Annotated in this window: 24 protein-coding genes and 1 pseudogene; 13 read left to right on the top strand and 12 right to left on the bottom strand. The window is 71.4% G+C overall.

Annotated elements, in window-relative coordinates; genetic code table 11:
* Nucleotides 1–7: 7 nt before the first annotated feature.
* From ACTMTJ_RS30430 to ACTMTJ_RS30420, 3 genes are all read left to right on the top strand, one after another.
* Nucleotides 8–1267, top strand: a complete 1260-nt coding sequence (locus ACTMTJ_RS30430; RefSeq protein ID WP_441221956.1) for a magnesium transporter MgtE N-terminal domain-containing protein — start codon at nucleotides 8–10, stop codon at nucleotides 1265–1267.
* Nucleotides 1260–1808 (top strand): DUF1003 domain-containing protein, encoded by a 549-nt coding sequence (locus tag ACTMTJ_RS30425; RefSeq protein WP_441221954.1) that lies wholly within the window; start codon nucleotides 1260–1262, stop codon nucleotides 1806–1808. The genes ACTMTJ_RS30430 and ACTMTJ_RS30425 overlap by 8 nt, the downstream gene beginning before the upstream one ends.
* Nucleotides 1809–2166: 358 nt before the next feature.
* Nucleotides 2167–3309: an Mrp/NBP35 family ATP-binding protein gene (locus ACTMTJ_RS30420; protein WP_441221952.1), complete on the top strand. Its 1143-nt coding sequence runs from the start codon at nucleotides 2167–2169 to the stop codon at nucleotides 3307–3309.
* Nucleotides 3310–3416: 107 nt separating this feature from the next.
* On the opposite strand, the gene ACTMTJ_RS30415 is transcribed toward ACTMTJ_RS30420, so the two are convergent.
* Nucleotides 3417–3827 carry a preprotein translocase subunit TatB gene (locus tag ACTMTJ_RS30415; protein ID WP_441222256.1) on the bottom strand — a complete coding sequence of 137 codons (411 nt, stop codon included), beginning with the start codon at nucleotides 3825–3827 and terminating at the stop codon, nucleotides 3417–3419.
* A gap of 113 nt (nucleotides 3828–3940) precedes the next feature.
* Complete coding sequence (locus ACTMTJ_RS30410; RefSeq protein ID WP_441221950.1) at nucleotides 3941–5269, bottom strand: S1C family serine protease; 1329 nt, start codon at nucleotides 5267–5269, stop codon at nucleotides 3941–3943.
* A gap of 190 nt (nucleotides 5270–5459) precedes the next feature.
* On the opposite strand from ACTMTJ_RS30410, the gene ACTMTJ_RS30405 reads away from it, so the two are divergent.
* The gene (locus ACTMTJ_RS30405) at nucleotides 5460–6038 is read left to right on the top strand and encodes an O-methyltransferase (protein WP_441222255.1); all 579 of its coding nucleotides are present in this window, start codon (nucleotides 5460–5462) and stop codon (nucleotides 6036–6038) included.
* Between the two features lie 69 nt (nucleotides 6039–6107).
* On the opposite strand, the pseudogene ACTMTJ_RS30400 reads toward ACTMTJ_RS30405, so the two are convergent.
* Together ACTMTJ_RS30400 and ACTMTJ_RS30395 are read right to left on the bottom strand one after the other, a co-directional pair.
* A pseudogene (locus ACTMTJ_RS30400) lies at nucleotides 6108–7514 on the bottom strand (leucyl aminopeptidase family protein); the annotation flags it as partial.
* A gap of 81 nt (nucleotides 7515–7595) precedes the next feature.
* On the bottom strand, nucleotides 7596–7763 hold the full coding sequence (locus ACTMTJ_RS30395; RefSeq protein WP_007455245.1) for a DUF3117 domain-containing protein: 168 nt from the start codon (nucleotides 7761–7763) through the stop codon (nucleotides 7596–7598).
* A gap of 192 nt (nucleotides 7764–7955) precedes the next feature.
* Here ACTMTJ_RS30395 and ACTMTJ_RS30390 point away from each other — a divergent pair, with 192 nt between their 5' ends.
* Complete coding sequence (locus tag ACTMTJ_RS30390) at nucleotides 7956–8762, top strand: PaaX family transcriptional regulator (RefSeq protein WP_441221948.1); 807 nt, start codon at nucleotides 7956–7958, stop codon at nucleotides 8760–8762.
* Nucleotides 8759–9550: an enoyl-CoA hydratase-related protein gene (locus ACTMTJ_RS30385; protein ID WP_441221946.1), complete on the top strand. Its 792-nt coding sequence runs from the start codon at nucleotides 8759–8761 to the stop codon at nucleotides 9548–9550. The genes ACTMTJ_RS30390 and ACTMTJ_RS30385 overlap by 4 nt, the downstream gene beginning before the upstream one ends.
* A 448-nt stretch (nucleotides 9551–9998) precedes the next feature.
* Here the strand turns inward: ACTMTJ_RS30385 and ACTMTJ_RS30380 are convergent, their stop codons facing one another.
* Genes ACTMTJ_RS30380 through ACTMTJ_RS30365 form a run of 4 tightly spaced genes read right to left on the bottom strand, consistent with a single transcriptional unit; the run spans nucleotide 9999 to nucleotide 12357 of the window.
* Nucleotides 9999–10577: a hypothetical protein gene (locus ACTMTJ_RS30380; RefSeq protein ID WP_441221944.1), complete on the bottom strand. Its 579-nt coding sequence runs from the start codon at nucleotides 10575–10577 to the stop codon at nucleotides 9999–10001.
* 12 nt (nucleotides 10578–10589) lie between these two features.
* On the bottom strand, nucleotides 10590–11162 hold the full coding sequence (locus ACTMTJ_RS30375) for a DNA-3-methyladenine glycosylase I (RefSeq protein WP_441221942.1): 573 nt from the start codon (nucleotides 11160–11162) through the stop codon (nucleotides 10590–10592).
* Entirely contained in the window at nucleotides 11162–11644 is a 483-nt protein-coding gene (locus ACTMTJ_RS30370) for an SRPBCC family protein (RefSeq protein WP_441221940.1), read from the bottom strand. The genes ACTMTJ_RS30375 and ACTMTJ_RS30370 overlap by 1 nt, the downstream gene beginning before the upstream one ends.
* Entirely contained in the window at nucleotides 11641–12357 is a 717-nt protein-coding gene (locus ACTMTJ_RS30365; RefSeq protein ID WP_441221938.1) for a DivIVA domain-containing protein, read from the bottom strand. Before ACTMTJ_RS30365 ends, ACTMTJ_RS30370 begins: the two co-directional genes overlap by 4 nt.
* Before the next feature lie 118 nt (nucleotides 12358–12475).
* Here ACTMTJ_RS30365 and folP point away from each other — a divergent pair, with 118 nt between their 5' ends.
* Entirely contained in the window at nucleotides 12476–13288 is an 813-nt protein-coding gene (folP, locus tag ACTMTJ_RS30360; protein ID WP_441222254.1) for a dihydropteroate synthase, read from the top strand.
* 4 nt (nucleotides 13289–13292) lie between these two features.
* Here the strand turns inward: folP and ndhC are convergent, their stop codons facing one another.
* Nucleotides 13293–13670 carry an NADH-quinone oxidoreductase subunit A gene (gene ndhC, locus ACTMTJ_RS30355; RefSeq protein ID WP_441221936.1) on the bottom strand — a complete coding sequence of 126 codons (378 nt, stop codon included), beginning with the start codon at nucleotides 13668–13670 and terminating at the stop codon, nucleotides 13293–13295.
* 174 nt (nucleotides 13671–13844) lie between these two features.
* Here ndhC and ACTMTJ_RS30350 point away from each other — a divergent pair, with 174 nt between their 5' ends.
* Both ACTMTJ_RS30350 and ACTMTJ_RS30345 read left to right on the top strand, forming a co-directional pair.
* Complete coding sequence (locus tag ACTMTJ_RS30350; RefSeq protein WP_441221935.1) at nucleotides 13845–15692, top strand: 2-oxoacid:acceptor oxidoreductase subunit alpha; 1848 nt, start codon at nucleotides 13845–13847, stop codon at nucleotides 15690–15692.
* The gene (locus ACTMTJ_RS30345) at nucleotides 15685–16719 is read left to right on the top strand and encodes a 2-oxoacid:ferredoxin oxidoreductase subunit beta (RefSeq protein ID WP_441221933.1); all 1035 of its coding nucleotides are present in this window, start codon (nucleotides 15685–15687) and stop codon (nucleotides 16717–16719) included. Before ACTMTJ_RS30350 ends, ACTMTJ_RS30345 begins: the two co-directional genes overlap by 8 nt.
* Before the next feature lie 488 nt (nucleotides 16720–17207).
* On the opposite strand, the gene ACTMTJ_RS30340 is transcribed toward ACTMTJ_RS30345, so the two are convergent.
* The gene (locus ACTMTJ_RS30340; protein ID WP_441221931.1) at nucleotides 17208–17447 is read right to left on the bottom strand and encodes a hypothetical protein; all 240 of its coding nucleotides are present in this window, start codon (nucleotides 17445–17447) and stop codon (nucleotides 17208–17210) included.
* Nucleotides 17448–17565: 118 nt separating this feature from the next.
* Here ACTMTJ_RS30340 and ACTMTJ_RS30335 point away from each other — a divergent pair, with 118 nt between their 5' ends.
* Both ACTMTJ_RS30335 and ACTMTJ_RS30330 read left to right on the top strand, forming a co-directional pair.
* A complete protein-coding gene (locus ACTMTJ_RS30335) occupies nucleotides 17566–19170 on the top strand; it encodes a glycoside hydrolase family 10 protein (protein ID WP_441221929.1) in 1605 nt (534 codons plus the stop codon).
* A 122-nt stretch (nucleotides 19171–19292) separates the two neighbouring features.
* Nucleotides 19293–19796 (top strand): phospholipase, encoded by a 504-nt coding sequence (locus ACTMTJ_RS30330; protein ID WP_441221927.1) that lies wholly within the window; start codon nucleotides 19293–19295, stop codon nucleotides 19794–19796.
* Nucleotides 19797–19920: 124 nt separating this feature from the next.
* Here ACTMTJ_RS30330 and ACTMTJ_RS30325 read toward each other — a convergent pair whose 3' ends face one another.
* Both ACTMTJ_RS30325 and ACTMTJ_RS30320 read right to left on the bottom strand, forming a co-directional pair.
* Nucleotides 19921–22635 (bottom strand): adenylate/guanylate cyclase domain-containing protein, encoded by a 2715-nt coding sequence (locus ACTMTJ_RS30325; protein WP_441221925.1) that lies wholly within the window; start codon nucleotides 22633–22635, stop codon nucleotides 19921–19923.
* Nucleotides 22636–22904: 269 nt separating this feature from the next.
* On the bottom strand, nucleotides 22905–23132 hold the full coding sequence (locus ACTMTJ_RS30320; RefSeq protein ID WP_441221923.1) for an FmdB family zinc ribbon protein: 228 nt from the start codon (nucleotides 23130–23132) through the stop codon (nucleotides 22905–22907).
* Between the two features lie 54 nt (nucleotides 23133–23186).
* On the opposite strand from ACTMTJ_RS30320, the gene ACTMTJ_RS30315 reads away from it, so the two are divergent.
* On the top strand, nucleotides 23187–24566 hold the full coding sequence (locus ACTMTJ_RS30315) for a lytic murein transglycosylase (RefSeq protein ID WP_441221921.1): 1380 nt from the start codon (nucleotides 23187–23189) through the stop codon (nucleotides 24564–24566).
* Between the two features lie 72 nt (nucleotides 24567–24638).
* Entirely contained in the window at nucleotides 24639–25643 is a 1005-nt protein-coding gene (locus tag ACTMTJ_RS30310) for a GNAT family N-acetyltransferase (protein ID WP_441222253.1), read from the top strand.
* Nucleotides 25644–25721: the final 78 nt, after the last annotated feature.

Raw genomic sequence — 25721 nt, 5'->3', positions numbered from 1 at the left:
TGAGCTGGTGACCACGGCGACCAGGGTGTACGTCGCCCGGCTCGCCGGGCTCCCCGTGTTCGACCCGAACGGCGACCACGTCGGCCGGGTCCGGGACGCGGTCGTGCGGCTGCGCACCACCAACCGCCCGCCCCAGGTGGTCGGGCTGGTGGCGGAGATGCCGCTGCGCCGGCGGATCTTCCTACCGATGGGCCGCGTCACCTCGATCGACACCGACGCGGTGGTGCTCGGCACCGGCACGCTCAACCTCCGCCGGTTCGAAAAGCGTCCCAACGAGCTCCTGGTACTCGAAGACCTGCTGGACCGGCGGGTCACGATCGAGCCGGACGAGGTGCCGGGCGTCGTCGTCGACGTGGCGATGGAGCCCAACCGGCTCGGTGAGTGGTCGCTCGTCCGGGTCGCCGTCCGCGAGCACACCGGCCGCCTCGCCCGCCGCGGCCACCTCCGCGAGGTCGACTGGGTGCGGGCGCGCGGCCTCATCGGCGTACCGGACACGCAGGGCACCGCCAACCTGCTCGCCCTCCTGGAGGGCATGCGCCCGGCCGACCTGGCCAACGCGCTACAGGACATGACCGACGAGCGGCGCAACGAGGTGGCCGCCGCCCTCGACGACGAGCGCCTCGCCGACGTGCTCGGCGAGCTGCCCGAGCACGACCAGGTGGAGATCCTGGCCGCGCTCGACCGCGAGCGGGCGGCCGACGTCCTCGAGGAGATGGACCCGGACGACGCGGCCGACCTGCTCGCCGAGCTGCCCCGCGCCGAGCAGGAGGTGCTCTTCGAGCTGATGGAGCCGGAGGAGGCCGACCCGGTCCGCCAGCTGATGAAGTACCAGAAAGGGACGGCCGGCAGCATGATGACCTCCGAGCCGGTGATCCTCACGCCGGATACCACGGTGGCCGAGGCGCTGGCCCGGATCCGCGAGCCGCAGCTGCCGCCCGCGGTGGCCGCGCAGGTCTTCGTCGCCCGCGCGCCGATGGCCACACCCACCGGGCGATACCTGGGCATCGTGCACTTCCAGCGGCTGCTCCGGGAGCCGCCGGCCGAGATCCTCGGCGGCGTGCTCGACAGCGGCATCGACCCGCTGCGGCCGGAGACGCCGATGGTCGAGGTGACCCGGCGCATGGCGACCTACGACCTCGTCGCCCTGCCGGTCGTCGACGGCTCCAACCGCCTGGTCGGCGCGGTGACGGTCGACGACCTCCTCGACCACTCGCTGCCACCGGACTGGCGCGACCGGGATACCGCTTCGGGAGGTGTGAGTGGCTGAGACACGTCGCCCGGACCGGCTGGACCAGCCACGCGAGCCACGTCGGGTCCGCCTGCCGCGCTTCAACCCGGAGGCCTTCGGGCAGTGGTCGGAGGCCATCGCCCGCTACATGGGCACGGCGAAGTTCCTGGTCTACATGACCGTGGTGATCCTGCTGTGGATCGGCTGGAACGCGCTGGCGCCGGCCAACCTGCGCTTCGACCCGTACACGTTCACGTTCCTGACGCTGATGCTCTCGCTGCAAGCCTCGTACGCCGCCCCGCTGATCCTGCTCGCGCAAAACCGGCAGGCCGACCGGGATCGCTTGGGCCTGGAGCACGACCGCCGGCGGGCGGATGCGCAGAAGGCGGACACCGAGTACCTGGCGCGGGAGATCGCGGCCCTGCGGATCGCGCTCGGCGAGGTGGCGACGCGCGACTTCGTCCGTTCCGAGCTCCAGCGGCTGAGCGAGGAGATCGCGGAGTCCCAGAAACGGGCCCGCAAAGCCAAGAAGAAAGTCCCGTCCGAGCCCTACGACGAGCTGGACACCGACGGCCCTTAGGCGCCCGGGCGCTTGGAAAGGGTGGCGCCGCGCGCCCGCACTGGGAGCGCTGTGGCCAGGCGCGCGGCGTTCTACGCACAGGCCTTGGAAAGGGTGGCGCCGCGCGCCCGCACTGGGAGCGCTGTGGCCGGGCGCGCGGCGTTCTACGCACAGGCCTTGGAAAGGGTGGCGCCGCGCGCCCCAAGGGGCCAGGCGCGCGGCGTTCTACAACGATCGTCGCACCTCAGGGGGTACGGAGTCCAGCCGGAAACCGACAATATCCAAAAAGACCACACAGGCCCGACGAGTGACCTAAAATGCACACCCCGCCCGCCGAGGCCCGCGATCCGGCGGTATCGCCCGACGTAGCATGGCGTACATGTCCGCACCGGTAAGCACCATCGAGGAAGCGGTGCAGGCCGCTCTCGCCACCGTCGACGACCCGGAGATCCGCCGGCCGATCACCGATCTCGGCATGGTCCGCTCCGCTACGGTCGACGACGCCGGCGCGGTGAAGGTCGAGCTGCTCCTCACGGTCGCCGGCTGCCCGCTGCGCGACAAGCTCCGCACGGACATCACGGCCGCGGTGAGCGCGGTGCCGGGCGTGACGGCCGTCGAGATCGACTTCGGCGTGATGAGCACGGAGCAGCGGCAGGAGCTACAGACGCGGCTGCGCGGCGGCGCCACACCCGAGCCGGTGATCCCGTTCGCCCAGCCCGGCGCGCGCACCCGGGTGTACGCGGTGGCCAGCGGCAAGGGCGGCGTCGGCAAGTCCAGCGTGACGGTCAACCTGGCGGCCGCGCTGGCCGCCCGCGGCCTCTCGGTCGGCGTGGTCGACGCCGACATCTACGGGCACTCGGTGCCTCGCATGCTCGGCGCGGACGGCAAGCCCACCCGCGTGGAAGACATGATCATGCCGCCCCAGGCACATGGGGTGAAGGTCATCTCAATTGGCATGTTCACCTCGGGCAACGCCGCAGTGGTGTGGCGCGGGCCGATGCTCCACCGGGCGCTCCAGCAGTTCCTCGCCGACGTGTACTGGGGCGACCTCGACGTGCTGCTGCTCGACCTGCCCCCGGGCACCGGCGACGTGGCGATCTCGCTCGCCCAGCTGTTGCCCAACGCCGAGATCCTGGTGGTGACCACCCCGCAGACCGCGGCCGCCGAGGTGGCGGAGCGGGCCGGTGCGATCGCCCTTCAGACCCACCAGCGCCTCGTCGGCGTGGTGGAAAACATGTCCTGGCTGGAGCTGCCCAACGGAGAGCGGATGGAGATATTCGGCGCGGGCGGCGGTGCCACCGTGGCCGAGTCGCTCACCCGCGTGGTGGGGGCCGAGGTGCCGCTGCTGGGCCAGGTGCCGCTCGACACCCGGGTGCGGGAGGCGGGCGACGCCGGGCGGCCGATCGTGCTTGACGCGCCGGAAGCGCCGGCCTCGATCGCACTGCGGCAGGTGGCCGACCGCTTGGCCGTGCGCCGCGAGTCGCTGGTCGGCAAGCCGCTCGGCCTGCGCCCGTCCCGCTAGGCCCAGGTCGCGCCGACCGGCCCGTCTCGCTAGCGCCTCAGGTCGCGCACTCGCTAGCGCCTCAGGCCGCGCGCTCGCTGGGGCCTGAGGCCGCGGTCGCTGGGGCCTCAGGTCGCGTCGACGTCGAAGCGGCGCGGCCGGGTGGCGGGGGTCGAAGCCGGCGCCGGCGCCGGCGTGCGGATGTCGGCCGCCGCGGCGACGTCCTTCATCTCGTCCTTGACGCCGTCGAGGTCGGACTTGACCGTGTCGTAGATCCCCCGCAGCGGCTTGCGCAGCGCCTCTTCGTCTTCCTCGCTGAGCAGGTGCTTGCGGATGAACGCCTTCGGGTGCAGGTCTTCGAGCTGGATGTCGGTGCCGAGCTCGCGACTGAGGTCGCCGGTGGCGTTTCTGGCCATGTTGCGAAGGTTGCGCACCATGCGGAGGCCGTCGGAGATCACGTTGGGCAGCTTGTCGCCGAAGATGAGCAGCGCGAGCAGCAGGAGGGCGCCGATCTCCCACCAGTTGAGGTTTTCGAACACGCCAGGACCCCTCTCCACGCACCGGCGATGGAAAGAACCCTACTGGGCCGTCTGGCGGTGCGACCAGCGCCAGAGGGTCAATCCCTGAGCCAATGGTTCGCTCGCAGGCTCGCTCACTTCGCGTCCGCCGCCAACGTCACTGACGCGGACTCCCGGGAATTCCCCCGGCGGTACTCGACGGTCACCACCGAACCGGGCGCGTACTTGCGTACCAGCGCGATCAGGTCGGTGCCTTCCTCCACCTGCCGCCCGTCCAGCTTGGTGATCACGTCGCCGGCCCGCATGCCCGCGGCGGCCGCCGGACCGCCCGCGTCGACGGCGCTGAGCCGGGCGCCGCCGCCCGGGTTGCGGCCGCCGTTGTCGACCGTGGCGCCGATCACCGTACGGCGGGCCTTGCCGGTGTCGATGATGTCCTGCGCCACCCGCTTCGCCTGGTTGATCGGGATGGCGAACGCGAGGCCGATGTTGCCGGCCTGATCGTCGTCGACCGCGAGCGACTTGATCACCGAGTTGACGCCGACGACCCGCCCGCCGCCGTCGACCAGCGGACCGCCCGAATTGCCCTGGTTGACCGCGGCGTCGGTCTGGATGGCCGCGTAGTAGCGGACCTGGCCGCCCGGCTCGCCGGACTGGATCGTGCGGTCGAGCGCGCTGACGATGCCGGCGGTGACCGTGTTGGCGAGCGCCAGCGGCGAACCGAACGCGAGCACCGGATCGCCGACCGCGATGGCTTCCGAGTCGCCGAACTCGACGGGCACGAGGTTGGGCCGCGAGACCTTGATGACCGCGATGTCCGATTCGGCGTCATGTCCGACGATCGAGGCGGAGGCGGTCGAGCCGTCGTTGAAGACGACCGTGGCCCCGCTTGTCGCACCCTCGACCACGTGGTCGTTGGTGATCACATATCCGTCGGTGGTGGCCACGAAGCCGGAGCCGATGCTGGTGCCGCCCTTGACGGCCGCCCGCACCGTCACCACGCTGGGCGCCACGCGCTCGGCGACGCCGGCCAGCGAGTCCGGCGGGCGCTGCGCGGCCGGCGGCGCCTCATTGGGGTCGCCGAGGACCGTGCCGCCGCCGACGCCCCCGCGCAGCGCGAGCGCGTAGCCGAGGGATCCGCCCAGCGCGCCCGCCAGCAGCGCCGAGAAGACCGCGATGAACAGCACCGACCTCATCCCGCGCCGCGACACGGAGTCGGGATCGGTGACCGGCTCGGGCGCGTTACCCGGGCTCGGCGGCGTGGGCAGCACCACCGCGGCCGGTGCCCGCGGGTCCCGCCACGGGTCACCTAACGCGTCGGACCACCAGGGTGAACCGGCATCCTGAGGGGTCACCGGCGGCCTCGGCGGCGGCGACGAAGTCGCCGGCGTCGTGGTGCCGTCGGGCTGGTGCCAGTGCCAGCCGTCGGTCACGTTCGCAGCCTCCCAGTCGGTACTTCGGTTCATCCAGGATGGCACGGAAAGCCCAGAAGCATTCAGTGGATGCGCCGGCTCCCGTTCGGATACCCGCGCCCGTAGGCTGATACTCCGACCGGCACCCCGCAGCAGGAGGTCCACCATCGCCACGGTCGCACGCTTTGGCGGTCAGACGACGGCTCAGGCGCTCCAGTTCGCCGAGGGGTTCGTCGCCGAGGATATCGTCTTGCAGACCGCTCGCACGCTCGCCCGCGAGGTGGGGCTGGAGCCGGTGGCGCCCGGCGTCGGAGCCTCGTTGCGCCTGCTCGCGGCCGCTGGCGGCGCCCGCGCGGTGGTCGAGATCGGCACCGGCACGGGCGTGAGCGGCGCATGGCTGCTGCGCGGCATGCGCCCCGACGGCGTGCTGACCACGATCGATCTGGAAAACGAGCACCAGCGCATCGCGCGGCGCATCTTCCAGGAGGCGGGCTTCGCGCCGTCGCGTACCCGGATCATCACCGGACGCGCGTTGGACGTGCTCCCCCGGCTGGCCGACGGTGCCTACGACATGATCTTCGCGGACGCCGACCCGGCCGAGTACGGCGCCTGTGTCGACGCCGCGCTGCGCCTGCTCCGCCCGGCCGGCGTGCTCGCGTTGCACGGCGCGCTGGCCGGCGGCCGGATCGCCGACCCGGCGGCGCGCGACCTCGACACCGTGACGATCCGCGAGGTGGTCAAGGCGGTGCGGGAGAGCGAGGATTGGATCCCCGCGCTGCTCCCAGCCGGCGACGGCCTACTCGCCCTCGTCAAGCGAGCCTGACGACAGCGAGCCCGACGACAGCGAGCCTGACGACGGCGGGCCTGACGACGGCGGGCCTGACGGCGCGGGCAGCGCGGCGAGCCAGCGCAGCAGCGTCCGCACACCCCAACCGGTAGCACCCTTCGGCAGCACCCCGTCGGCGCTCTCCGACCACGACGGTGAGGACATGTCGACGTGCACCCAGCGGTCGCGCCAGTCGCCCACGAACTCGCGCAGAAACAGCGCCGCCGTCACCGAGCCGGCACCGCGGTCGGGTGAGCTGTAGAGGTCGGCGATGTCGCTGCCGAGATACTCGACGTAGTCGGCCGCCAGCGGCATCCGCCAGGCCTGCTCACCGGCCTCGGCCGCGGCGCCGATGAGGGCGGCGGCGAGCTCGTCGCTCTCGCTGTAGAGGGCCGCGGTCCGCTTGCCGAGAGCCACCGCGTTGGCGCCGGTCAAGGTCGCGAAGTCGACCAGCAGGTCGGGTGAGAGCCGCTCCACCGCGTACGCCAGCGCGTCGGCCAGCACCAGCCGGCCCTCGGCGTCCGAGTTGGTCGTCTCGCTCGTGATCCCGCCGTAGTGGCGCACCACGTCACCCGGGCGGAACGCCGAGCCGCTCAGCAGGTTTTCCGCGAGCGGGGCGAGCGCGGTGACCCGTACCGGCAAATCCAGGGCGGCCGCGCCGAGCGTGGCCGCCATGATGGCCGCGGCACCGCCCATGTCCTTGCGCATGAGCCTCATGCCCTCGACCGGCTTGAGCGAGATGCCGCCGGTGTCGAACGTGATGCCCTTGCCGACCAGCACCACGTGCATCTCGGCGCCGGCCGGCTGCCAGGAGAGCTCGAGGAGGCGGGGCGGGCTGGCCGAGCCACCGCCCACCGCCAGGATGCCGCCGAAGCCCTCAGCGGCGAGCTGATCCGGCTCCCGCACGGTGACGCTCAGGCCGGGCCGCCCGCCGGCCGCCTCGACCACCTGGCCGGCGAACCAGGCCGGGTTCTTCAGCGACGAGGGGGTGTTGGTCAGGTCGCGGGCCAGGCGGGTGGCGTCCGCAGTGGCGACCGCCGTCGCCAGGGCCGACTCGTAGCGCGCGGGGTCATCGACCACCACGGTCACGTCACACTCCACGGCCGGCTCGTCGCGCATGGAGAACCGGTACGCCGCGAGCAGCATCCCCTCGGCGAGCCCCCGCACGGCCTCTGGCGGCGCACCGGCCGGCATGGCGACAGTGATCGACATCTCATCCGCGAAAGCCCTGCTGACGGCGGCTCCGGCGGCCCGCCAGCCGGCCTCGTCACCACTGCCGGCATGGGCCAGCAGGAGGTGACGCAGGGCTCGCGTCGCGCCCGCCTCGTCGTCGAGGTCGGCCAGCAGCTCCGCCGCGCCGGCGCGCGCGTCTTCCGGCAGGTCGTACGCCGTCGGCGGAAGCACTGACCCGACTACGGGCAGGGCGACGGCGCGCGCGGCGCCTGGTTCGGCCGCGACGCGGATGGCCATCACTGGGGAGACCTCCAGGTTTACGACAGAGAGACCCGCCGGCACGGCCGCAGCGCCGCACCGGCGGGTCCATCCAACCAATAGCTATCCGGCGGCGGCCTTCAACGCGTCACCGAGCGCGTTCGCCTCGTCGGGAGTCATCTCGACGACGAGCCGGCCACCACCCTCCAGCGGAACCCGCATCACGATGCCCCGGCCCTCCTTGGTGACCTCCAGCGGACCATCGCCCGTCCGCGGCTTCATCGCCGCCATCTTGTCTCCCCTCAGACCTCTACACCTGGGTCGGTGGGTCTCCCCACAGCCACTCCGTCAGCGTCACCGCGCTCACGGCCCGCGGTGCCGACCAACGATTTTCCCTGATGAAACCCGCTGAGCCCAAACTGAAGCCGGATTGATGTGACAACATCTAGCTTATCGTGAAGGCGGCTGTCACAATGTCCCGTCATGCAGGCTCGGTCGGCCCTATTTGACCTCTACGGCGACTACCTCCGCCCCCGGGGCGGGCGGGCACCCGTCGCCGCCCTGGTCAGGCTGCTTTCCCCGCTCGGGATCGCGCCGCCGGCGGTGCGCACTGCCGTGTCCCGTATGGTGCGTCAAGGGTGGCTTCATCCGCTACGACTTTCGGCCGGACCCGGCTACCTGCTCACCCCCAAAGCCGCCCGCCGCCTGGATGAGGCGGCCTCGCGGATCTACCGCACCGGCAAGATCAGCTGGGACGGGCGCTTCGATCTGATCGTGCTCGATCCGCCGGCGTCCCGGCGCGATCGGCAGCGGCTCGGCTCCAACCTCTCGTTCCTCGGATACGGCGCGCTCGACGAGCGCACCTGGGTGGCGCCCCGTCCCGGCGAGGACGTCGACGGCCTCCTGAGCGAGTCCGGCATCCGGCACGAGCGCTTCAGTGCCAGCCACGCGATGGGCGGTCCGGGCGCGATGGGCGTGGTCCGCCGGGCCTGGGACCTGTCCGAGATCGGTGCGGCGTACGAGCGCTTCGTCGCCGAGCAGCGCGACGCGCTCGGCCAGGTCACCGCCCGCAGCAGCGACGAAGAGGCATACGCGGCGCGATTCCGGCTCGTGCACGCCTGGCGTACCTTTCTGTTCCGGGACCCGCAACTGCCGCCGGCCCTGCTCCCCGAGCGCTGGGCCGGCACCAGCGCGGCGGCCTTCTTCGACCGCCACGCCGCCCGGCTGCGGCCGGCGGCCGACCGGTACGTGGATCTCTGCCTGGATCAGAAGAAGGGCGCGCAACCGTGACTGAACCACTTCTCGTCGAGCGTGACGGCGCCGTCGCCACGGTCGTCCTCAACCGGCCCGACTCGCTCAACTCCCTGGACACCGCCCTCAAGGTCGCACTGCGCGACACGCTGGGCGAGCTGGAGCAAGACCGGTCGGTCCGGGCGGTGGTGCTGACCGGCGCGGGTCGGGCGTTCTGCGTCGGGCAAGACCTCCGCGAGCACGTGGCCACCCTGGACACCGGCACCAACGACCCGCTGGGCACCGTGCGCGCCCACTACAACCCGATCGCCGCCCGCCTGGCCGGCATGCCCAAGCCGGTGATCGCCGCGGTCCGCGGCACCGCCGCCGGCGCCGGCGCCTCGCTCGCGCTGCTGGCCGACTTCCGGATCGGCGGGCCGAAGACCACCTTCCTGATGGCCTTCGCCAACGTGGGGCTGGCCGGCGACACCGGCGTCTCCTGGTCGCTCCCCCGGCTCGTCGGCCACGCGAAGGCGGTCGAGCTGCTCATGCTCGCCGAGCCGGTGTCCGCGACCGAGGCGCAGCGGCTGGGCCTGCTCACCCGCCTCGTCGACGACGACGAGCTGGTGCTGTCGACCGCGCAGGAGCTGGCCGCCCGGCTCGCCACGGGCCCGACGGTGGCCTACGGGGCGATCAAGCGCCAGCTCTCCGTCGGCGACGCGGGCACCCTCTCCGAGGCGCTCGCCGCCGAGGCGCAGGCCCAGGCGATCTGCGGCGCCACCGCCGACCACCGCAACGCCACCGCCGCCTTCGTGGCCAAGGAGAAGCCAGTTTTCGAAGGGCGTTAGAACCTTTCGAGATTTGAGCTACCGCGACGTCCGTCGTGGTCGAGGCCGTTGCTCCCGCGGCCTCACCCGTTCGCTGTTGGTCGCGGTTTAACTGCTCCGAGTAATCGAGGCGACGGTGCTCGTGCCCCGGGAATTCGAGATCTTGGAGAGTTAGGGCGCTATATCAAACCCCAAGTCTCCTAGATCTGAAAGTTCGCCCGCCCGTGCGCTTACATTGCGGCGGCAGCTGGACATTGTCCAAGGCTTGACGGCGAGCGTGGATCGCGAAGCGGAACCCTGGCGGGCTTGACGCGCGGGGCTGGCAGCGTGGGCCGGGGACTTCGGCTCGCCCCGCGAGCCGCCGGCCCGCGCGGTCTCCGGCGGGAGCGACGGCCCGCCACTGACGCGGACCCGGGACGATCTTCGAAGGTATAGCTGGGATGACGCGCACGTCAGAGCCTTTGTCAGACTAAGCTGAGTGATCTTCGTCTTCTTCTTCGGGGTCGAGGTTGGCTTCCTCGCCGAGCACGAACGCCTGCATGGCCAGCTCGTCGCCGGCCGGGGAGACGAAGGCGGGCAGCTCGCGCGGGCCGAGCTCCATCACGTAGGTCCAGAAGACGCGCACCGCCTCCGCCGGGGAGGATGCCTCGATCGGGAGGTCGAGGCTGACCATCCAGGTGGTGCGGTCGACGGCCGGCCGGAGGCTGTCCGTGATCGCCTGGAAGGTCTCCGGGTCGACCGGGGCCACCGGCTGGTCGAGCGCGAGTCGTTCGGCCGGGACGGGCTCGTCGAAGGTCCTGCGCGTGTACGTGACGACCAGCGGCTCGTCGTCGCTGGGCGCGGGGTCGTCGGGGTCGCGCTCGGAGCCCACCGGGCGCACCAGGCCCAGTGCCACCACGGCGGGCCGCTCGTGGCCGGCCACCACCAGCACCTCGTCGCCGGGCTTGGGGCGGGGCTGGCCAATGCCGGTCAGCTCCAGCGTGTCGTGATGGAAAAGCCGCTCCGCCTCGTGCCGTTCATCCGAGATGACCACCGTCCAGTGCCCCATGGCGCCATCCCATCACGGCATCTTGACGTGGCACCCGTCGAGGTGGTCGTCGACCATGCCGGTCGCCTGCATCAGCGCGTACGCGGTCGTGGGGCCGACGAAGCGGAAACCGCTCTTCTTCAGCGCCTTCGCCATCGCGGTGGACTCGGGGGTGAGCGCGGGCACCTCGGCGAACGACTTCGGGCGGCGGGCGCGTGGCGGGGGCGCGTACGACCACAGCAGCGACGCCAGACCGTCTGGCAGGTCGAGCGCGGCGCGGGCGTTGTGGATGGCGGCCTCGACCTTGGCCCTGTTGCGCACGATGCCCGGGTCGGCGAGGAGCCGCTCGATCTTGGCCTCGCCGTACTTGGCGACGGTCTCGATGTGGAAGCCGTCGAACGCGGCCCGGAAAGACTCCCGCTTGCGCAGAATGATCAGCCAGGACAAGCCGGACTGGAACGCCTCCAGCGTGACCTTCTCGTAGAGGCCGTCGTCGGTGCGCACCGGCCGGCCCCACTCGTCGTCGTGGTAGGCGATGTATTCGGGTGTGCGGCCGCCCCACCCGCAGCGGGCCAGCCCATCTGCCCCGATCACGAGGTCGGACATTAGATCTTTCCCGCCTCCACGAGCCGGGCGAACTTCTTCAGCGCCTGGGTCAGGCTCACCTTGGAGCCCGGCCACAGCACCGGCCACGCTACGCGCCCGGCCACGCCGCCCGGCAGGTGAAACCACTCGTGCCACACCACCTGGGTGCGGCCCTCGCCCATCGGGGTGCAGCGGAAGACGCCCGGACCGCGCAGGAGGCGGCCGAAGTGCACCACACGCACCTCGTACGGCGGGTCGACGCGGACCACACGCATCTCGTCGCGCAGGGTGGCCGGGCCGAGGGCCGTGACCGCCTCGACGAGGCTGCCCTCGCCGCCGTCACCCTCGACCACGCGCACCTTGGTGAACGGGATCCAGTCGGACTGCCGCTCCCACGCCGTGAACGCCTTGAAGACCGACTCGGCCGGCGCGTTGACGATGACCGTCGCGGTCACCTCGCCCGAGCCGGGCTGAGCCGCGGAGCGAAGGTTTTCCTCGGTCATGCCCTCTCGTCCCGGTCGGGGAGGACGCGGCGGGCGTCCGAGTCGGTGGCGTCGTCCGGCTCGTCTTCGGTCTCGTCTGCCGCCTCGGCCTCCTCTACCTCGGCGTCGACCGGGTCGGAGGCATCGGTGTCGATCTCGTCGTCGGTGTCGTCGCCGATCACCTCGTCGGCGGTGACGGCCGCGCCCGTGACGACGGGGCCCGGCACCGCCGCGGCGGTGGCCGTCGCGACGCCCTCTTCCTCGTCACGCTCCGTGGTGTCGCGGTGGTGGCGCGGCGCCGAGACGTCGCCGAGGTCGACCACGCCGGACGCCGGGCTGCCGTAGCCCTCGCCGGGCGCGCCCGCACCGGCCGGCACCAGGGCGGCCTCGCGGGCCCGACGCAGCGCGTCGGCGTCGGTGGCGCGCCCCTCGCGCAGCGCCGTGACCTCGGCCTCCAGCACGCCGATGAGCTCGTCCTTGTATCCGATGTCGTAGGCCGCCCGGCGCAGCGCCTGGTCGACCTGGGCCATCCGGTAACCCCGCACGGTGGTGTCGAACCGGACCGCGGAGACATCGGCCTCCATCAGCGGCCTGGTGCCCGGCAGCGGCACGGCACGGCCATCCGGCTCGGCTGTGCCCAGACCCGAGTCACCGCCGGTCACCAGCACGGTGACCCCGAAAACGACAGCGGCGACGGTCAACGCCACGACGACGAGGAGGAGTACCTGACCCATGGACCGATCGTGGCACGGCCGGGCGCGGCGGGCGACCCCGCCACCCCGGTCTAAGTTTCATGGGGTGGACGATCTCCGCCTGGGTGAACGGGTGTTCGGGCCCGGTGAGCTGGTCGTGATGGCCATCGTCAACCGCACGCCCGATTCGTTCTTCGACCGAGGCTCGACCTTTTCCCCGGACGCGGCACTCCGCGCGGTCGCCCAGGCGGTCGACGAGGGCGCCCAGATCGTCGACATCGGCGGGGTCAAGGCCGGGCCGGGCGCCGACGTGGACGTGCCCGAGGAGATCCGCCGTACGGTCGGCACGATCACCGCGGTCCGGGCCGAGTACCCCGAGCTGGTGATCTCGATCGACACATGGCGGGCCGAGGTGGCTCGGGAGGCGGTCGCGGCCGGGGCCGACCTGGTCAACGACACCTGGGCCGGCGCGGACCCGGCGCTGGCCGAGGTGGCCGCCGCCACCGGTGCCGGGCTCGTCTGCGCGCACGCGGGTGGGCTGCGGCCGCGTACCCGGCCACACCGGGCGGCCTTCGACGACGTCGTCGCGGACGCCCTCACGACCGTCACCAGGCTCGCCGAGCGGGCCCGTGACCTGGGCGTACGCCCGGACGGCATCCTGATCGACCCGGCGCACGACTTCGGCAAGAACACCCGGCACTCGCTGGAGCTGACCCGGCGGCTCGGCGAGCTCGTCGCCACCGGGTGGCCGGTGCTCGTCGCGCTCTCGAACAAGGACTTCGTCGGCGAGACGCTCGACCTGCCGGTGGGCGAGCGGCTCTCCGGCACGCTCGCCGCGACCGCGGTGTCAGCCTGGCTCGGCGCGCGGGTCTTCCGCGCCCATCAGGTGCGACAGACCCGCCAGGTGCTGGACATGGTGGCCTCGATCAGGGGCGACCGCCCGCCGGCGGTGTCGCGACGAGGACTGGCCTAGGACCCTAGGTCCAGCGCAGGATGCGCTTGCGCCACGCGTACAGGATGCCGAGCGCCAGCACAGCGACGAAGATCGCCATCTCCACCACGGTCGTCATGCCGAAGCCCGGGCGGTCGAAGATCACCGCCCACGGAAACAGGAACACGGCCTCGACCGCAAAGAGCACATATAGATAGGCATAGACGTAATAACGGATCTGGGCTTGTGCCCAGTCACCGCCGACGGGGTCGACACCGCACTCGTACGTCTCGCGCTTGCCGGCGGGCTCCGCGGGGCTCGCCGGGCTGAGCAGGCGGTTGGCCGAGAACGCCCCCACGAAGACCAGGACGGCCGCGAGCAGCAGCAACCCGAGAGTGGCGTAGGACCCGAGATAACCGTCCACGGCCCGCAGCGTACCGCGTGATCTTCCGCAGGCGTGCGGTTCAGGTCTCATGCGGCGGACAGGTTACAGATGACGTGAGTCGTTCGACGTACGCTCATTGGTGGACTGAACTTAGGCGGATGGGCACACCAGGTGCACCCCGCCGCTGCCGGCTCGCAAGGAGGTCAGGGGTCAGTGACCAAACAGGTCCGCCAGCTGGATCGGGTGGTCATCCGGTTCGCTGGCGACTCAGGCGACGGCATGCAGCTCACCGGTGATCGTTTCACGTCGGAAACCGCTCAGCTGGGCAACGACATCTCGACGCTGCCCAACTTCCCCGCCGAGATCCGCGCGCCCGCCGGCACGCTGCCCGGCGTGTCGAGCTTCCAGGTGCACTTCGCCGACTACGACATCCTCACCCCCGGCGACGCGCCCAACGTGCTCGTGGCGATGAACCCGGCGGCCCTCAAGGCCAACCTCGGCGACCTGCCGCGCGGCGCGGACATCATCGTCAACACCGACGAGTTCACCAAGCGCAATCTGGCCAAGGTCGGCTACGCGGCCAACCCGCTGGAAGACGGCTCGCTCGACGGTTACTCGGTGCACCCGGTGGGGCTGACGAGCATGACGGTCGGCGCGCTGGCCGAGCACGCCGTTTCGAAGAAAGACGCCGAGCGCGCCAAGAACATGTTCGCGCTGGGCCTGCTGTCGTGGATGTACTCCCGGCCGTACGAGTCGACGATCCGCTTCCTGGAGCGCAAGTTCGCGGCCCGCCCCGAGCTCGTCGCGGCCAACATCGCCGCGTTCAAGGCCGGGTGGAACTTCGGCGAGACGACCGAAGACTTCGGCGTGCGTTACGAGGTCAAGCCGGCCAAGATGCCGCCGGGCACCTACCGCAACATCACCGGTAACGCGGCGCTCGCGCTGGGCATCATCGCCGCCGCCGTCCGCTCCAAGCTGCCCGTCTTCCTCGGCGCCTACCCGATCACGCCGGCCTCGGACATCCTCCACGAGCTGAGCAAGCACAAGCGCTTCGGCATCACGACCATGCAGGCCGAAGACGAGATCGCGGCGATCGGCGCGGCCCTCGGCGCGGCGTACGGCGGCGCGCTCGGGATTACCACCACCAGCGGGCCGGGCGTCGCGCTCAAGGGTGAGACGATCTCGCTGGCCGTGGCCCTGGAGCTGCCGCTCGTCGTCGTCGACGTGCAGCGGGCCGGCCCCTCGACCGGCATGCCCACGAAGACCGAGCAGGCCGACCTCAACATGGCACTCTTCGGCCGGCACGGCGAGGCGCCGGTGGCGGTCATCGCGCCGCGCTCACCCTCCGACTGCTTCCACGCGGCCATCGAGGCGGCCCGGATCGCGCTGACCCACCGCACGCCGGTGATCCTTCTCTCCGACAACTACGTGGCCAACGGCTCCGAGCCGTGGCTGCTGCCCGAGGTCGAGTCGCTGCCCGACCTCCAGGTCGAGTTCGCCACCCAGCCCAACGGCGAAGACGGCAGCACCTTCCTGCCCTACCTGCGCGACCCGCAGACGCTGGCCCGGCCGTGGGCCATTCCGGGTACGCCGGGGCTGGAGCACCGGATCGGCGGCCTGGAAAAGGCGGACAAGACCGGCGACATCTCGTACGACCCGGCCAACCACGACTTCATGGTGCGCACCCGCGCCGCCCGCATCGAGGCGATCGAGGTGCCCGACCTGGAGGTCGAAGACCCCGACGGCGACGCGCGCGTGCTGGTGCTCGGCTGGGGCTCGACGTACGGGCCGATCGGCGCCGCCTGCCGGGCCCTGCGCCAGCGCGGTCAGGCCGTGGCCCAGGCCCACCTTCGCCACCTCGCGCCGATGCCGCGCAACGTCGGCGAGGTGGTCCGCCGGTACGACCGCGTGGTCATCCCGGAGATGAACCTGGGCCAGCTCGCCCATGTCATCCGGGCCCGCTACCTCGTCGACGCCATCCCCTACAACCAGGTCCGCGGCCTGCCGTTCACCGCCGCCGAGCTGGAGACCATGCTGGAAGAAGTGGTTAAGAATGCCTGAGCCCGTCGCGCTGAAGCTCACCACCAAGGACTTCAAGTCCGACCAGGAGGTGCGGTGGTGCCCGGGGTGCGGTGACTACGCGATCCTCGCGGCCGTGCAGTCGTTCATGCCCGAGCTCAACATCCCGCGCGAGCGGATCGTCTTCGTCTCCGGGATCGGCTGCTCGTCCCGCTTCCCGTACTACATGAACACGTACGGGATGCACTCGATCCACGGCCGCGCCCCGGCGATCGCGACCGGCCTCTCGGTGAGCCGGCCCGACCTGTCGGTCTGGGTGGTCACCGGCGACGGCGACGCGCTCTCGATCGGCGGCAACCACCTGATCCACGCCCTCCGCCGCAACGTCAACCTCAAGATCCTGCTCTTCAACAACCGGATCTACGGGCTGACCAAGGGCCAGTACTCCCCGACGTCGGAGATCGGCAAGATCACAAAGTCGACGCCCGCCGGCTCGGCCGACTCGCCGTTCAACCCGCTGTCACTGGCGCTCGGCGCGGAGGCGGCGTTCGTGGCACGGACGATCGACTCCGACCGCAAGCACCTCCAGTCGGTGCTGCGGGCGGCCGCCGAGCACAACGGCTCCGCCTTCGTCGAGATCTACCAAAACTGCAACATCTTCAACGACGGCGCGTTCGAAGAGCTCAAGGACCCGGGCACCCGCGACGACTACCTCATCCGCTTGGAGCACGGTGAGCCGATCACGTTCGGCAAGGACGGGCAGTTCTGCGTCGTACACCCGCCGGGCGGCTTCGGGCTCGAGGTGCGCGAGACGGCGACTGTCTCGCCCGAGGAGATCGTCGTGCACGACGCCGGCGTGACCGAGCCGGCGTACGCCTTCGCCCTCTCCCGCCTCCCCGGCATCGACCTGCGCAACACGCCGATCGGGGTCTTCCGCAACGTCTCCCGGCCGTCCTACGACAACCTGGTGCAGAGCCAGCTCGACGCGGCCAAGGCGAAGGCGACCGGCACGCCCGAGGAGCAGCTCGCCGGCCTCCTGACCGGCGGCGACACCTGGACGATCATCTAGAGAGCTTCCTGGGTCGAGCGTTCCAGTCGAAACGGAGATTCGGGCTACCGCGACGTCCGCGGTGGTCCGGACCAATGCCACCCACCGCTCCCCCCGGGCCTCACCCGTCCGCCGCCGGTCACGCTCACCCTCCACGGCCGCGCGGGCCCGGCCAGGAACGGGGTGTGCGCGCGGATCCCTTTGCTCTGCTTCCCCATGATGGGCACCCCCACCCAAGAACCATTGACCCGCCGGCCGCCTCCTATAAGGGAGCAGAGCAAAGGCGCCGCGAACACCACCCACCACCTCGGGCCATCGGCCCGCGGGACGGCGGGCGACCTGGACGCACAGACGGACAGCGCGACCGCAAAGGGCTCAGCGCGACCAACGGCGGACGGGTGAGGCCGCGGGAGCAACGGTCGGGACCACCGCGGACGTCGCGGTAGCTCAAATATGTGAAATAGCCATGGACCGACGGCGACCCTCACGGCCGCTAGATTTCCGAGTTGTCAGCGGTTGCGCTGGCGGTAGGTGATAGTCGCCGCCTCGATGCGGTTGCGCATCCGCTGGTCGCGGGAGATGGCCCGCTTGCCCTTCTGGTAGAGGTAGACACCGCCGCCGACCACGAGGGCGCCCACGATCAAGTACACGGCTATGCCCAGCAGCGCCTTGAGCAGCGCGATCGCGAGCCAGCCCACCGCTACCACGGCGACGACACCCACCGCGGTCCAGGCCAAGAAACGTCCCATAGACCCAGGGTCCTCCTCGCCCGCAACCGCCGCATCGGGGAAAACCCCGGCATCGGGGCCTTGCGCTCAGCGGCGCCGCTGTGAAAATTTCCTTCTATCGACGAGCAGGAGGCGGCGAATGTTGTCGAGTAGACGGCCCCTTAGAAGAGCGCTGGTCGCGGCGCTGGTCATCGCCGGCGGGCTCATGGTGCCGGCGGCACCCGCGAGCGCCGCGGCGACGACCCCCACGTGTACGGCCGACCCGGCCACTCCCAAGCGGCAGTTTCGGGCGATGTGGATCGCGAGCGTCGCCAATATCGACTGGCCCAGCGCGCCTGGGCAGAGCGAGGAGAAGCTCAAGGCCGAGTACCGCGGCTGGCTCGACCTCGCCCAGCGGCTCAACCACAACGCGGTGATCGTGCAGGTGCGACCCACCGCCGACGCGTTCTGGCCCTCGCCGTACGAGCCGTGGTCGGAGTGGCTCACCGGCGCCCGCGACGGCGCCTCGCCCGGCTGGGACCCGCTGAAGTTCCTGGTCGCCGAGGCGCACGCGCGCAACCTGGAGTTTCACGCGTGGTTCAACCCGTACCGGATCTCGATGCCGCAGGGCGCCGGGCCGGACATCGCCAAGCTGGCGCCCAACCACCCGGTCCGGCAGCACCCGGAGTGGGCGGTCGCCTACCCGGTCAACGCGGCCGGTTCGCGGCTCTACTACAACCCGGGCATCCCCGAGGTGCGCGAGTTCGTACAGCGGGCGATGCTCGACGCGGTCACGAAGTACGACATCGACGCGGTGCACTTCGACGACTACTTCTACCCGTACCCGGCCGCGGGACAGGACTTTCCCGACGAGGCGACGTTCGCCCAGTACGGTGCGGGCTTCGCCAGCAAGGCGGACTGGCGGCGCCACAACATCGACCTGCTGGTCCGGGAGTTCGGCGCGAAGGTGAAGGCCGCCAAGCCGTGGGTGAAGTTCGGCATCAGCCCCTTCGGCATCTGGCGCAACAAGGCGGCCGACCCGCTCGGCTCGGAGACCAACGGCACCCAGTCGTACGAGGCGAACTTCGCCGATACCCGCAAATGGGTCAAGGAAGAGTGGATCGACTACATCCTGCCCCAGGTGTACTGGCACATCGGGCTGGCCGTGGCCGACTACGCCAAGCTGGTGCCCTGGTGGGCGGACGTGGTCGCCGGCACCCGCGTGCACCTCTACGTCGGGCAGGCCGACTACAAGATCGCCGATCCGGCGCAGCCGGCGCCCTGGCAGGATCCGGCCGAGATGTCCCGCCACCTGACCTTCAACCGCGACTACCCCGAGGTGGACGGCAACGTGCACTTCAGCGCGGTGCAGGTACGGGCGAACAAGCTCGGCGCCACCGACATCTACGCCGCCGAGCACTACTCACGGCCGGCGCTGGTGCCGGAGATGCCGCACCTGGACCGGAAGGCGCCGCTGCCCCCACTGGTGACCGGGGCGTCCCGGGCGGCGGACGGTCCGGTCACGCTGCGCTGGAAGCAGCTGCTGGGCCCGGCCACGTCGTACGCGGTGTACCGCTTCGACGGGATCACCCTCCCCGGACGCTGCGGCTTCGCCGACGCCGCACACCTCGTCGGCACCACCCGTGGCACGTCCTTCGTGGACACCTCGGCGGCGCCCGGCACTCGGTACACGTACTACGTCACCGCGCTGGACCGGCTGTGGAACGAGAGCCTGCCCAGCTTGCCGTGGCCCGTGATCCATTAACCGTTCCACCTGCGTCTACGACATTTATTGATTTAAGCAAGGCTATGCCCCGACACTGAGGACACCTTGGTTTACCCACCGGTAACCAAGTCGTATCCCCCTTCCATCCCCATGGAGGAAACGTGTCCCGTCGGGTCGCAACTCTGCTCGTGGCCGTGTCCGCCGCCCTGCTCACCCTGCTGGGGCTGGCGGGCCCGGCCGTCGCCGCACCGTCCGACAAGCCGGTCGTCCTGTCCAACTGGACGCAGACCAGCGCGACCAGCTACAGCGCCTGGAACTCCGCCCGCCAGAACCAGGGCGCGTGGGCGGCGTACGGCTTCGACTGGTCGACCGACTACTGCTCGTCGAGCCCCGACAACCCCCTCGGGTTCGACTTCACCCTCTCCTGCTACCGGCACGACTTCGGCTACCGCAACTACAAGGCGATCGGGCAGTTTCCGGCCAACAAGCCGCGGCTGGACAGCGCCTTCTACGAGGACCTGAAGCGCAAGTGCAACACGTACAACTCGGTGGTGCGGCCGGCCTGCCTGGCGCTCGCCTGGACGTACTACCAGGCCGTGTCGGTCTTCGGCTCGGTGAGCCGGGCCCAGATCGACGCGGCGGCCAAGCTGCTCCCCGCGCGCTGACCGCCTGCTCGTCCCCAAGAGGGCTGCCCTGTTCCCGTCAGGACGGGTACAGGGGAGCCCTTCTCAGAATTCACGCCCAAGAGGGCTGCCCTCTTGGGGCTCGGGGGCTCGGGGGCGGAAAGTGTCAGGCGGCGAAGCGGCGGGAGCCTACCGCCATGTCCGGGTGGTCGACGGCCAGCGCCAGCGCGGCGGCCTCTTCGACGGTGAGCGCGCCGCCCTCGGCGTACGCGGCGTCGAAGGTCGCGTCGCCCAGCGCCGCCCGCACGGCCGCCTGCTGCTCGGCCCAGTAGGCGCCGAACCGGCCCGGCGTGCTGCGCAGGGCCGACCGGGTGGCCTGGGCCGCGCCGAAGAGGCGGGCCGCGGTCAGCGAGTCGCCGCCGAGCGCGCAGCGGACCGCGATCGCGCAGATCGTGTCGCAGGCGCGGCTGTGGAAGCCGTAGGTCATCCGGGACCGCAGCGCCACCACCAGGTGGTCGTGGGCGGCGACGAGGTCACGGCGGCCGAGGGCGACCATGCCGAGCAGGAAGTCGACGCTGCGCCGGCCCCGCTCGGCCGGGCGGGCGGCCTCCAGCGGCCGGGCGCCGGCGAGCACGTCGGCGGCCTGGTCGAGCGCGCCACGGCGCCACAGCAGCTCGGCGAGGGTGTAGACGGCCAGCAGCGCGTCGCTGGCCACCCCGCTGGTCTCGGCCCACGCGATCACCTCGCGGCAGACCCGCTCGGCGTCGTCGTGCTGGCCCATGTCGACCAGCGAGCCACCCCGGCCGGTGAGCACGCGAGCCAGCAGCCCGGCGTCGCCGGCCTGCCGCGCCGCGGCCTCGGCCCGCTGCGAGAAGCGCAGCTCCTCGGCCACCTCACCGTCGGCGCCGGCGTGCAGCGAGTGCATGTGGTACGCCGCCGCGAGCTCGGCCTCGGGAATCGGCTCACCGGTCTCGGCGATCCGCCCGTACAGCCGGAACAGCCACAGCCGGCCCTCCCGGGCCAGACCCCGCTCGCGCCACCACTGGTCGAGGCCGCTGGCCAGGCGCAGGCCACCCCGGGCGCTGCCGCCCGTGGCGGACCAGCGCAGCGCGGCGCGCATCTCGTCGGCGAGCGAGTCCAGCGCGTACAGCGAGAGCGTCACCGGGCGGTGGTCCGGACCCAGATGTGCCTTGTCGAGCGCGTGCAGCGACCACGCCACGTGGCGGTCGCGGGCGCCCCGCTCCTCGCCGGCCTCGGCCAGCCGCCGGGCCGCGTACGCCCGGATCGGGTCGAGCATGCGGTAGGTCGTGCCGGACGCGTGCGGCTCCGCCTGGATCATCGACTTGTCGACGAGCACCGACAGCGGGTCGAGCGGGTCGTCGTCGAGCAGCCACTCCACGGTCGGCAGGTCGACCGGCCCGGCGAAGACCGACAGCCACCGCAGCAGCCGGGCCGCTCGCGGCCCCAACGTGCGGTAAGACCACGTCACCGTCGCCTGGATCGTCGCGTGCCGCTGGGTCGCCGAGCGGACCGCCGCCTCGGCCCGGCGGGCCGCACCGGCCTGGGCCAGGTCGACCGTCGCCAGCTGGCTGGCCACCCACCGGCCCTCGCCCGCGTACGTGCCCTCGGGGTCTTCGCGGCCGGCGTCGAGCGCGCCCAGTACGTCGTCGAGGCGCTCGGCGAGCTGGCTGGCCGACAGCACCCGCAGCCGGGCCGCGGCCAGCTCGATCGCCAGCGGCAGCCCGTCGAGCCGGGCCACCACCCGCTGGAGGTCGTCGGCCTCGGTGGGCTCCGAACGGCGGCCACCGCGCGCCGAGGTCGTGCGGTCGAGCAGCAGCGACACCGCCTCGCTCGGCCCGCCGGCCGGGCCCGGCCGCACGGACAGCGGTGGGATGCGCCACACCGTCTCACCAGGCAGGTTGAACGGCTCGCGGCTGGTCGCCAGCACCCGGACGGCACCGCCGCCGGTCAGCAGCCGCGAGATCACCTCGGCCGCCGCGGACAGCTGCGCGTCACACGTGTCGAGCACCAGCAGCATCCGCCGCGACGCGGCGAACTCCACCAGCGTGTCGACCACCGGGCGGCCCGGCTCGGGCCGCAAACCCAGCACCGCGGCGATCGCGAACGCCACCAGGCCCGGGTCGGTCACCGACGCGAGATCGACGAACCAGACCCCATCCTGGTACGTGTCGACGAGTCCACCGGCCATCTCCACCGCGAGACGGGTCTTGCCCGCGCCGCCGGCGCCCACGACCGTCACCAGACGGTGGTCGGCCATCAAGCTCGACAGCTCTGACCGCTCGGCGTGCCGCCCGACGAACGAGGTCACCTGGGTCGGCAGGTTGTGCGCGAGCGCGTCAGCCGTACGCGGGCGCGGGAACTGCCGCTCCAGGCCGGGCGCGACGAGCTGGTAGAGCCGCTCGCGGTCGTCGAAGCCGCGCAGCCTGTGCAGGCCCAGGTCGAGCAGGGAGGCCTCGGGCGGCAGCGGCGCCGCGTAACGGGCGGTCGCCTCCGAGCAGAGCACCTGCCCACCGTGCGCCGCGGCGGCGATCCGGGCCGCGCGGTGCACCTCGGGGCTCGCGTACTCACCGTTGACCGCCTCGGCGTGACCGGTGTGCAGGCCCATCCGGACCTTCGGGGTCGACTCCGGCGACGGCCACTCGTGGGTGGCGAGCGCCCGCTGTGCGGTCGCGCAGGCCTCGATGGCCGCCGCCGCGTCGGTGAAGGCTACGAAGAAGGAGTCGCCCTCGGTGAACAGCTCCGTACCGTCGCTTTCGGACAAGGTACGGCGGAGCAACCGTCTGTGCTCGCTCAGCACCGGACGGTAGCCCGCACCGAGCATCCGGGCCAATCTGGTCGAGCCCTCGATGTCGGTGAACATGAAAGTCACCAAGCCACTCGGCAAGTTGTGTGCCGGCACGCGTGGAACCTCCGCCCCCCTGGAAGTCGCGGTTTATGCTCCCGTACCCCCGCAACCTGGCACATCGTAGGAACGGCCGGTACAGACCTGCCCCCACGGCCGTAGCCAGGGGTGATCACAACCAAGCAGCAGCCAACGAGAGGGGTGTGTCGGGGGTGTTACGGCTGACGTAACGACGACAGGCGGAACGGGTTGTGGCACGACGGGTCAGAAATACCCGCCTTCCGGCCCTATCCGCAGCCGCAGCCGCCGCCACAGCAACCCCCGCCACCCGAGGCGGCCGGGCCGGGACTGGACGTGAAGCCACCGCCACGGCCGGTGACGGCGACGGTGGAAAGCAGCTTGACCGTGTCGGCGTGGCCCTGCGGGCAGCTCGCAGGCTCGCCGGACTCGGTCATCGGGCGGTTGACCTCGAAGGTGTCGCCACAGGCGCGGCAGCGGAACTCGTACCGGGGCATGCCAGACAGGGTACGACCGCCGCGCTGCCCAGCGCGATGCGCCATACTCGACGCGTGGCGGACGGGGAGGCGACACCAAAGCGGCCCCTGCGTTCGGCGGCGCCCGAGTGGGCTGGGCCGCTGGGCAGTTCGGGCGCGGCCCCAGAGGAGGCGGCGCCCGCGGCCGACAAGCTCACACCGGAGAAGGCGGCCGCGCCGGAGCAGCGGGAGCCGGATCCGAGCGCGCCCGTGACGCCCGAGCAGCGGGAGCCGGGCACGCCCGTGACGCCCGAGCCGGGTGAGGCCGAGGCCGCGCCGCCGGAGACCGCCAAGGGCGAGACCACGAAGGCCGACGTCGAGCCGCCGTCGGAGTGGGCACGGCCCGCGGATGGCCACGCCACGGGCGAGGAAAAGGGTGAGGCGGCGCCTGGGGCGACGCCTCCCGCAACCGGCTCCGGCACCACCGAGTCGCCTGCCGACCGGCCCACGGTCACCGTGGCGGCCGCCGCGCCGGTCGTACCAGAAACTCCTGCTGGACCGCGACGGCGAGTGCGGTTCGCTCATGGTTTTCGGCGCGCGCCGCGGGCGGGCGACGTGGCGCGCGGCGTGCGGGCCTGGTCCGGGCGGCCGAGTGGACGGCTGACGCTGCCGGCCGTGCTGCTGCTCGTGCTGGTCATCGCCGCCGCGGGCGCGGGCGCGATCGCGATCCCGATGACCGCCGGCTCACGCAAGGCGGCACCGGAGGCCACCGTCGGCGGCGACCTCACGCCGGCGCCGACGCTCTCCGACGGCCAGGTGCCGCTGCCGTCGACCGGGCCGCCGGTCACCGGCGGTGTCACGCCCTCGCCGGGTGCGACGGTGACCACCGCGCCCCCCGCGGGTGCTCGCCCGGCCGACGTGCTCGCGGCGTGGGCCACCCAGACCGGCGGCAAGGTCGATGTGCCGTGGGTGGCGATGCAGGCCTACGGATACGCGGAGCTGGTCATCAACGAGACCCGGCCGGGGTGCAAGCTCAAGTGGACCACCCTCGCCGCGATCGGCAAGGTCGAGTCCAACCACGGCCGCTACAACGCCACGCTCGGTAACGACGGCGAGTCGACGCCCCGCATCCTCGGGCCGGTGCTCAACGGCACCGGCAACACCCAGCGGATCGACGACACCGACGACGGTGTGCTCGATGGCGACACCACGTTCGACCGGGCCGTCGGCGCGATGCAGTTCATCCCGTCGACCTGGCAGACCCACAAGGTCGACGCGGACAACGACGGCCTTACCGACATCAATGACATCGACGACGCGGCCCTCGCCGCCGGTAACTACCTGTGTCAGGGCGGCCGCAACATGGATCTCGCCACCGACTGGTGGAACGCGATCCTCTCCTACAACGACGTGCGGGTTTACGCCCAGGACGTGTTTGACGCGGCAAACGAGTACGGTACGAAGAGTCGCACTTAGCGTCACCTCTCAGGCACTTTGAAGAACAAGGCCCTTCCCCTCACCTTCGGTTGACGGCAAGCTGTACGGGTGATGGTGCGCGAGTGGGATCCGCGGACCGCGTCACCCGCCGAGATAGAGTCCCTCCTGGACACTCTCAATGCGGTGCTCGCGGCCGACCTCCCTGAAGATCCCCAATGGCAGGACTCGTTCCTGCGGGAGTACCAGTCGGAGACCATGCCGGGCGAGCGGCGGATCTCCTGGGTGGCCGAAGACGAGTCGGGCCGCCTTCCGGGCCATGCCAATGTGCTTTTGCTCGGCGACATCGGCGTGGTCGAGCTCTTCGTCCACCCGTCGGAGCGCCGCACCGGTCTGGCCCGCACGCTGCTCACCAAGGTTGTTCGGAGGGTCTACGACGAGGGTTTTTCCGCGATCGGTGTCGAGGTGGTCGGCGGCACGCCGGCGGTGAAGTTCTACGAGTCGCTCGGCTTCGCCCGTGAGTACGTGGAGACACGCAGCGTGCTCAAGCTGTCCACGGTGGACTGGCTGGCGGTCGGCGAGACGGCCGGCAGCGTCAGCAACGGCTACCGGGTGGAGTATTTCCCGGGCGGTCCCACCGACGATCTGATCGAGGGATACGCCGTGGCCAAGGCGGCGCTGCGCGACGTCGACGACGGCGACCTCGACCTGCGGCCCAGCTCCTACGATCCGCAGCGGCTCCGCGACAGCCTCGCCTGCCTGCACCGCCGCGGTATGAAGCCGTACATCGTGCTGGCGATCCACGAGCGCACCGGGGCGGTGGCGGGGCTGACCGAGGTGGTCGTGCCGGCACAGCACCCGACCCGCGCCGACCAGTACGACACGATCGTGGTGCCCGAGCATCGCGGATACGGCATCGACCGGGCGATCAAGGCACGCATGCTCTTCGAGCTCCGCTCGGCCGAGCCCCGCCTCACCGAGGTGCAGACGTGGAACGCGCCAGACAATGAGCCGATGCTGAAAGTAAACGCGGAGCTGGGATTCATGGCCGATCGGGAGTGGTACGAGTACGGTGCGGACGTTCCAGAGCTCCTGCACCGCCTAGATCCGAAAACGTGACATGTAACTGACACCCAGGCGATAGACGGGCGACGGATCGACCACTTAACGTGCGTTGATCTCCCGTCTCGCCTGGAG

It is taken from the genome of Phytohabitans sp. LJ34 (assembly GCF_052068095.1).
Taxonomy (GTDB): domain Bacteria; phylum Actinomycetota; class Actinomycetes; order Mycobacteriales; family Micromonosporaceae; genus Phytohabitans.
Note: the sequence above shows the minus strand (reverse complement) of the source record. Positions and strands in the feature narration are given on the sequence as shown.

Coding starts and splice junctions, on each gene's coding strand:
- ACTMTJ_RS30380 (WP_441221944.1), bottom strand. CDS start 10,577: ATGGGGCACTGGACGGTGGTCATCTCGGATGAACGGCACGAGGCGGAG.
- ACTMTJ_RS30410 (WP_441221950.1), bottom strand. CDS start 5,269: ATGAACCGAAGTACCGACTGGGAGGCTGCGAACGTGACCGACGGCTGG.
- ACTMTJ_RS30345 (WP_441221933.1), top strand. CDS start 15,685: ATGCCTGAGCCCGTCGCGCTGAAGCTCACCACCAAGGACTTCAAGTCC.
- ACTMTJ_RS30320 (WP_441221923.1), bottom strand. CDS start 23,132: ATGCCCCGGTACGAGTTCCGCTGCCGCGCCTGTGGCGACACCTTCGAG.
- ACTMTJ_RS30325 (WP_441221925.1), bottom strand. CDS start 22,635: ATGTTCACCGACATCGAGGGCTCGACCAGATTGGCCCGGATGCTCGGT.
- folP (WP_441222254.1), top strand. CDS start 12,476: ATGGCCATCGTCAACCGCACGCCCGATTCGTTCTTCGACCGAGGCTCG.
- ACTMTJ_RS30420 (WP_441221952.1), top strand. CDS start 2,167: ATGTCCGCACCGGTAAGCACCATCGAGGAAGCGGTGCAGGCCGCTCTC.
- ACTMTJ_RS30370 (WP_441221940.1), bottom strand. CDS start 11,644: ATGACCGAGGAAAACCTTCGCTCCGCGGCTCAGCCCGGCTCGGGCGAG.
- ACTMTJ_RS30335 (WP_441221929.1), top strand. CDS start 17,566: ATGTTGTCGAGTAGACGGCCCCTTAGAAGAGCGCTGGTCGCGGCGCTG.
- ACTMTJ_RS30365 (WP_441221938.1), bottom strand. CDS start 12,357: ATGGGTCAGGTACTCCTCCTCGTCGTCGTGGCGTTGACCGTCGCCGCT.
- ACTMTJ_RS30310 (WP_441222253.1), top strand. CDS start 24,639: ATGGTGCGCGAGTGGGATCCGCGGACCGCGTCACCCGCCGAGATAGAG.
- ACTMTJ_RS30395 (WP_007455245.1), bottom strand. CDS start 7,763: ATGGCGGCGATGAAGCCGCGGACGGGCGATGGTCCGCTGGAGGTCACC.
- ACTMTJ_RS30375 (WP_441221942.1), bottom strand. CDS start 11,162: ATGTCCGACCTCGTGATCGGGGCAGATGGGCTGGCCCGCTGCGGGTGG.
- ACTMTJ_RS30340 (WP_441221931.1), bottom strand. CDS start 17,447: ATGGGACGTTTCTTGGCCTGGACCGCGGTGGGTGTCGTCGCCGTGGTA.
- ACTMTJ_RS30390 (WP_441221948.1), top strand. CDS start 7,956: ATGCAGGCTCGGTCGGCCCTATTTGACCTCTACGGCGACTACCTCCGC.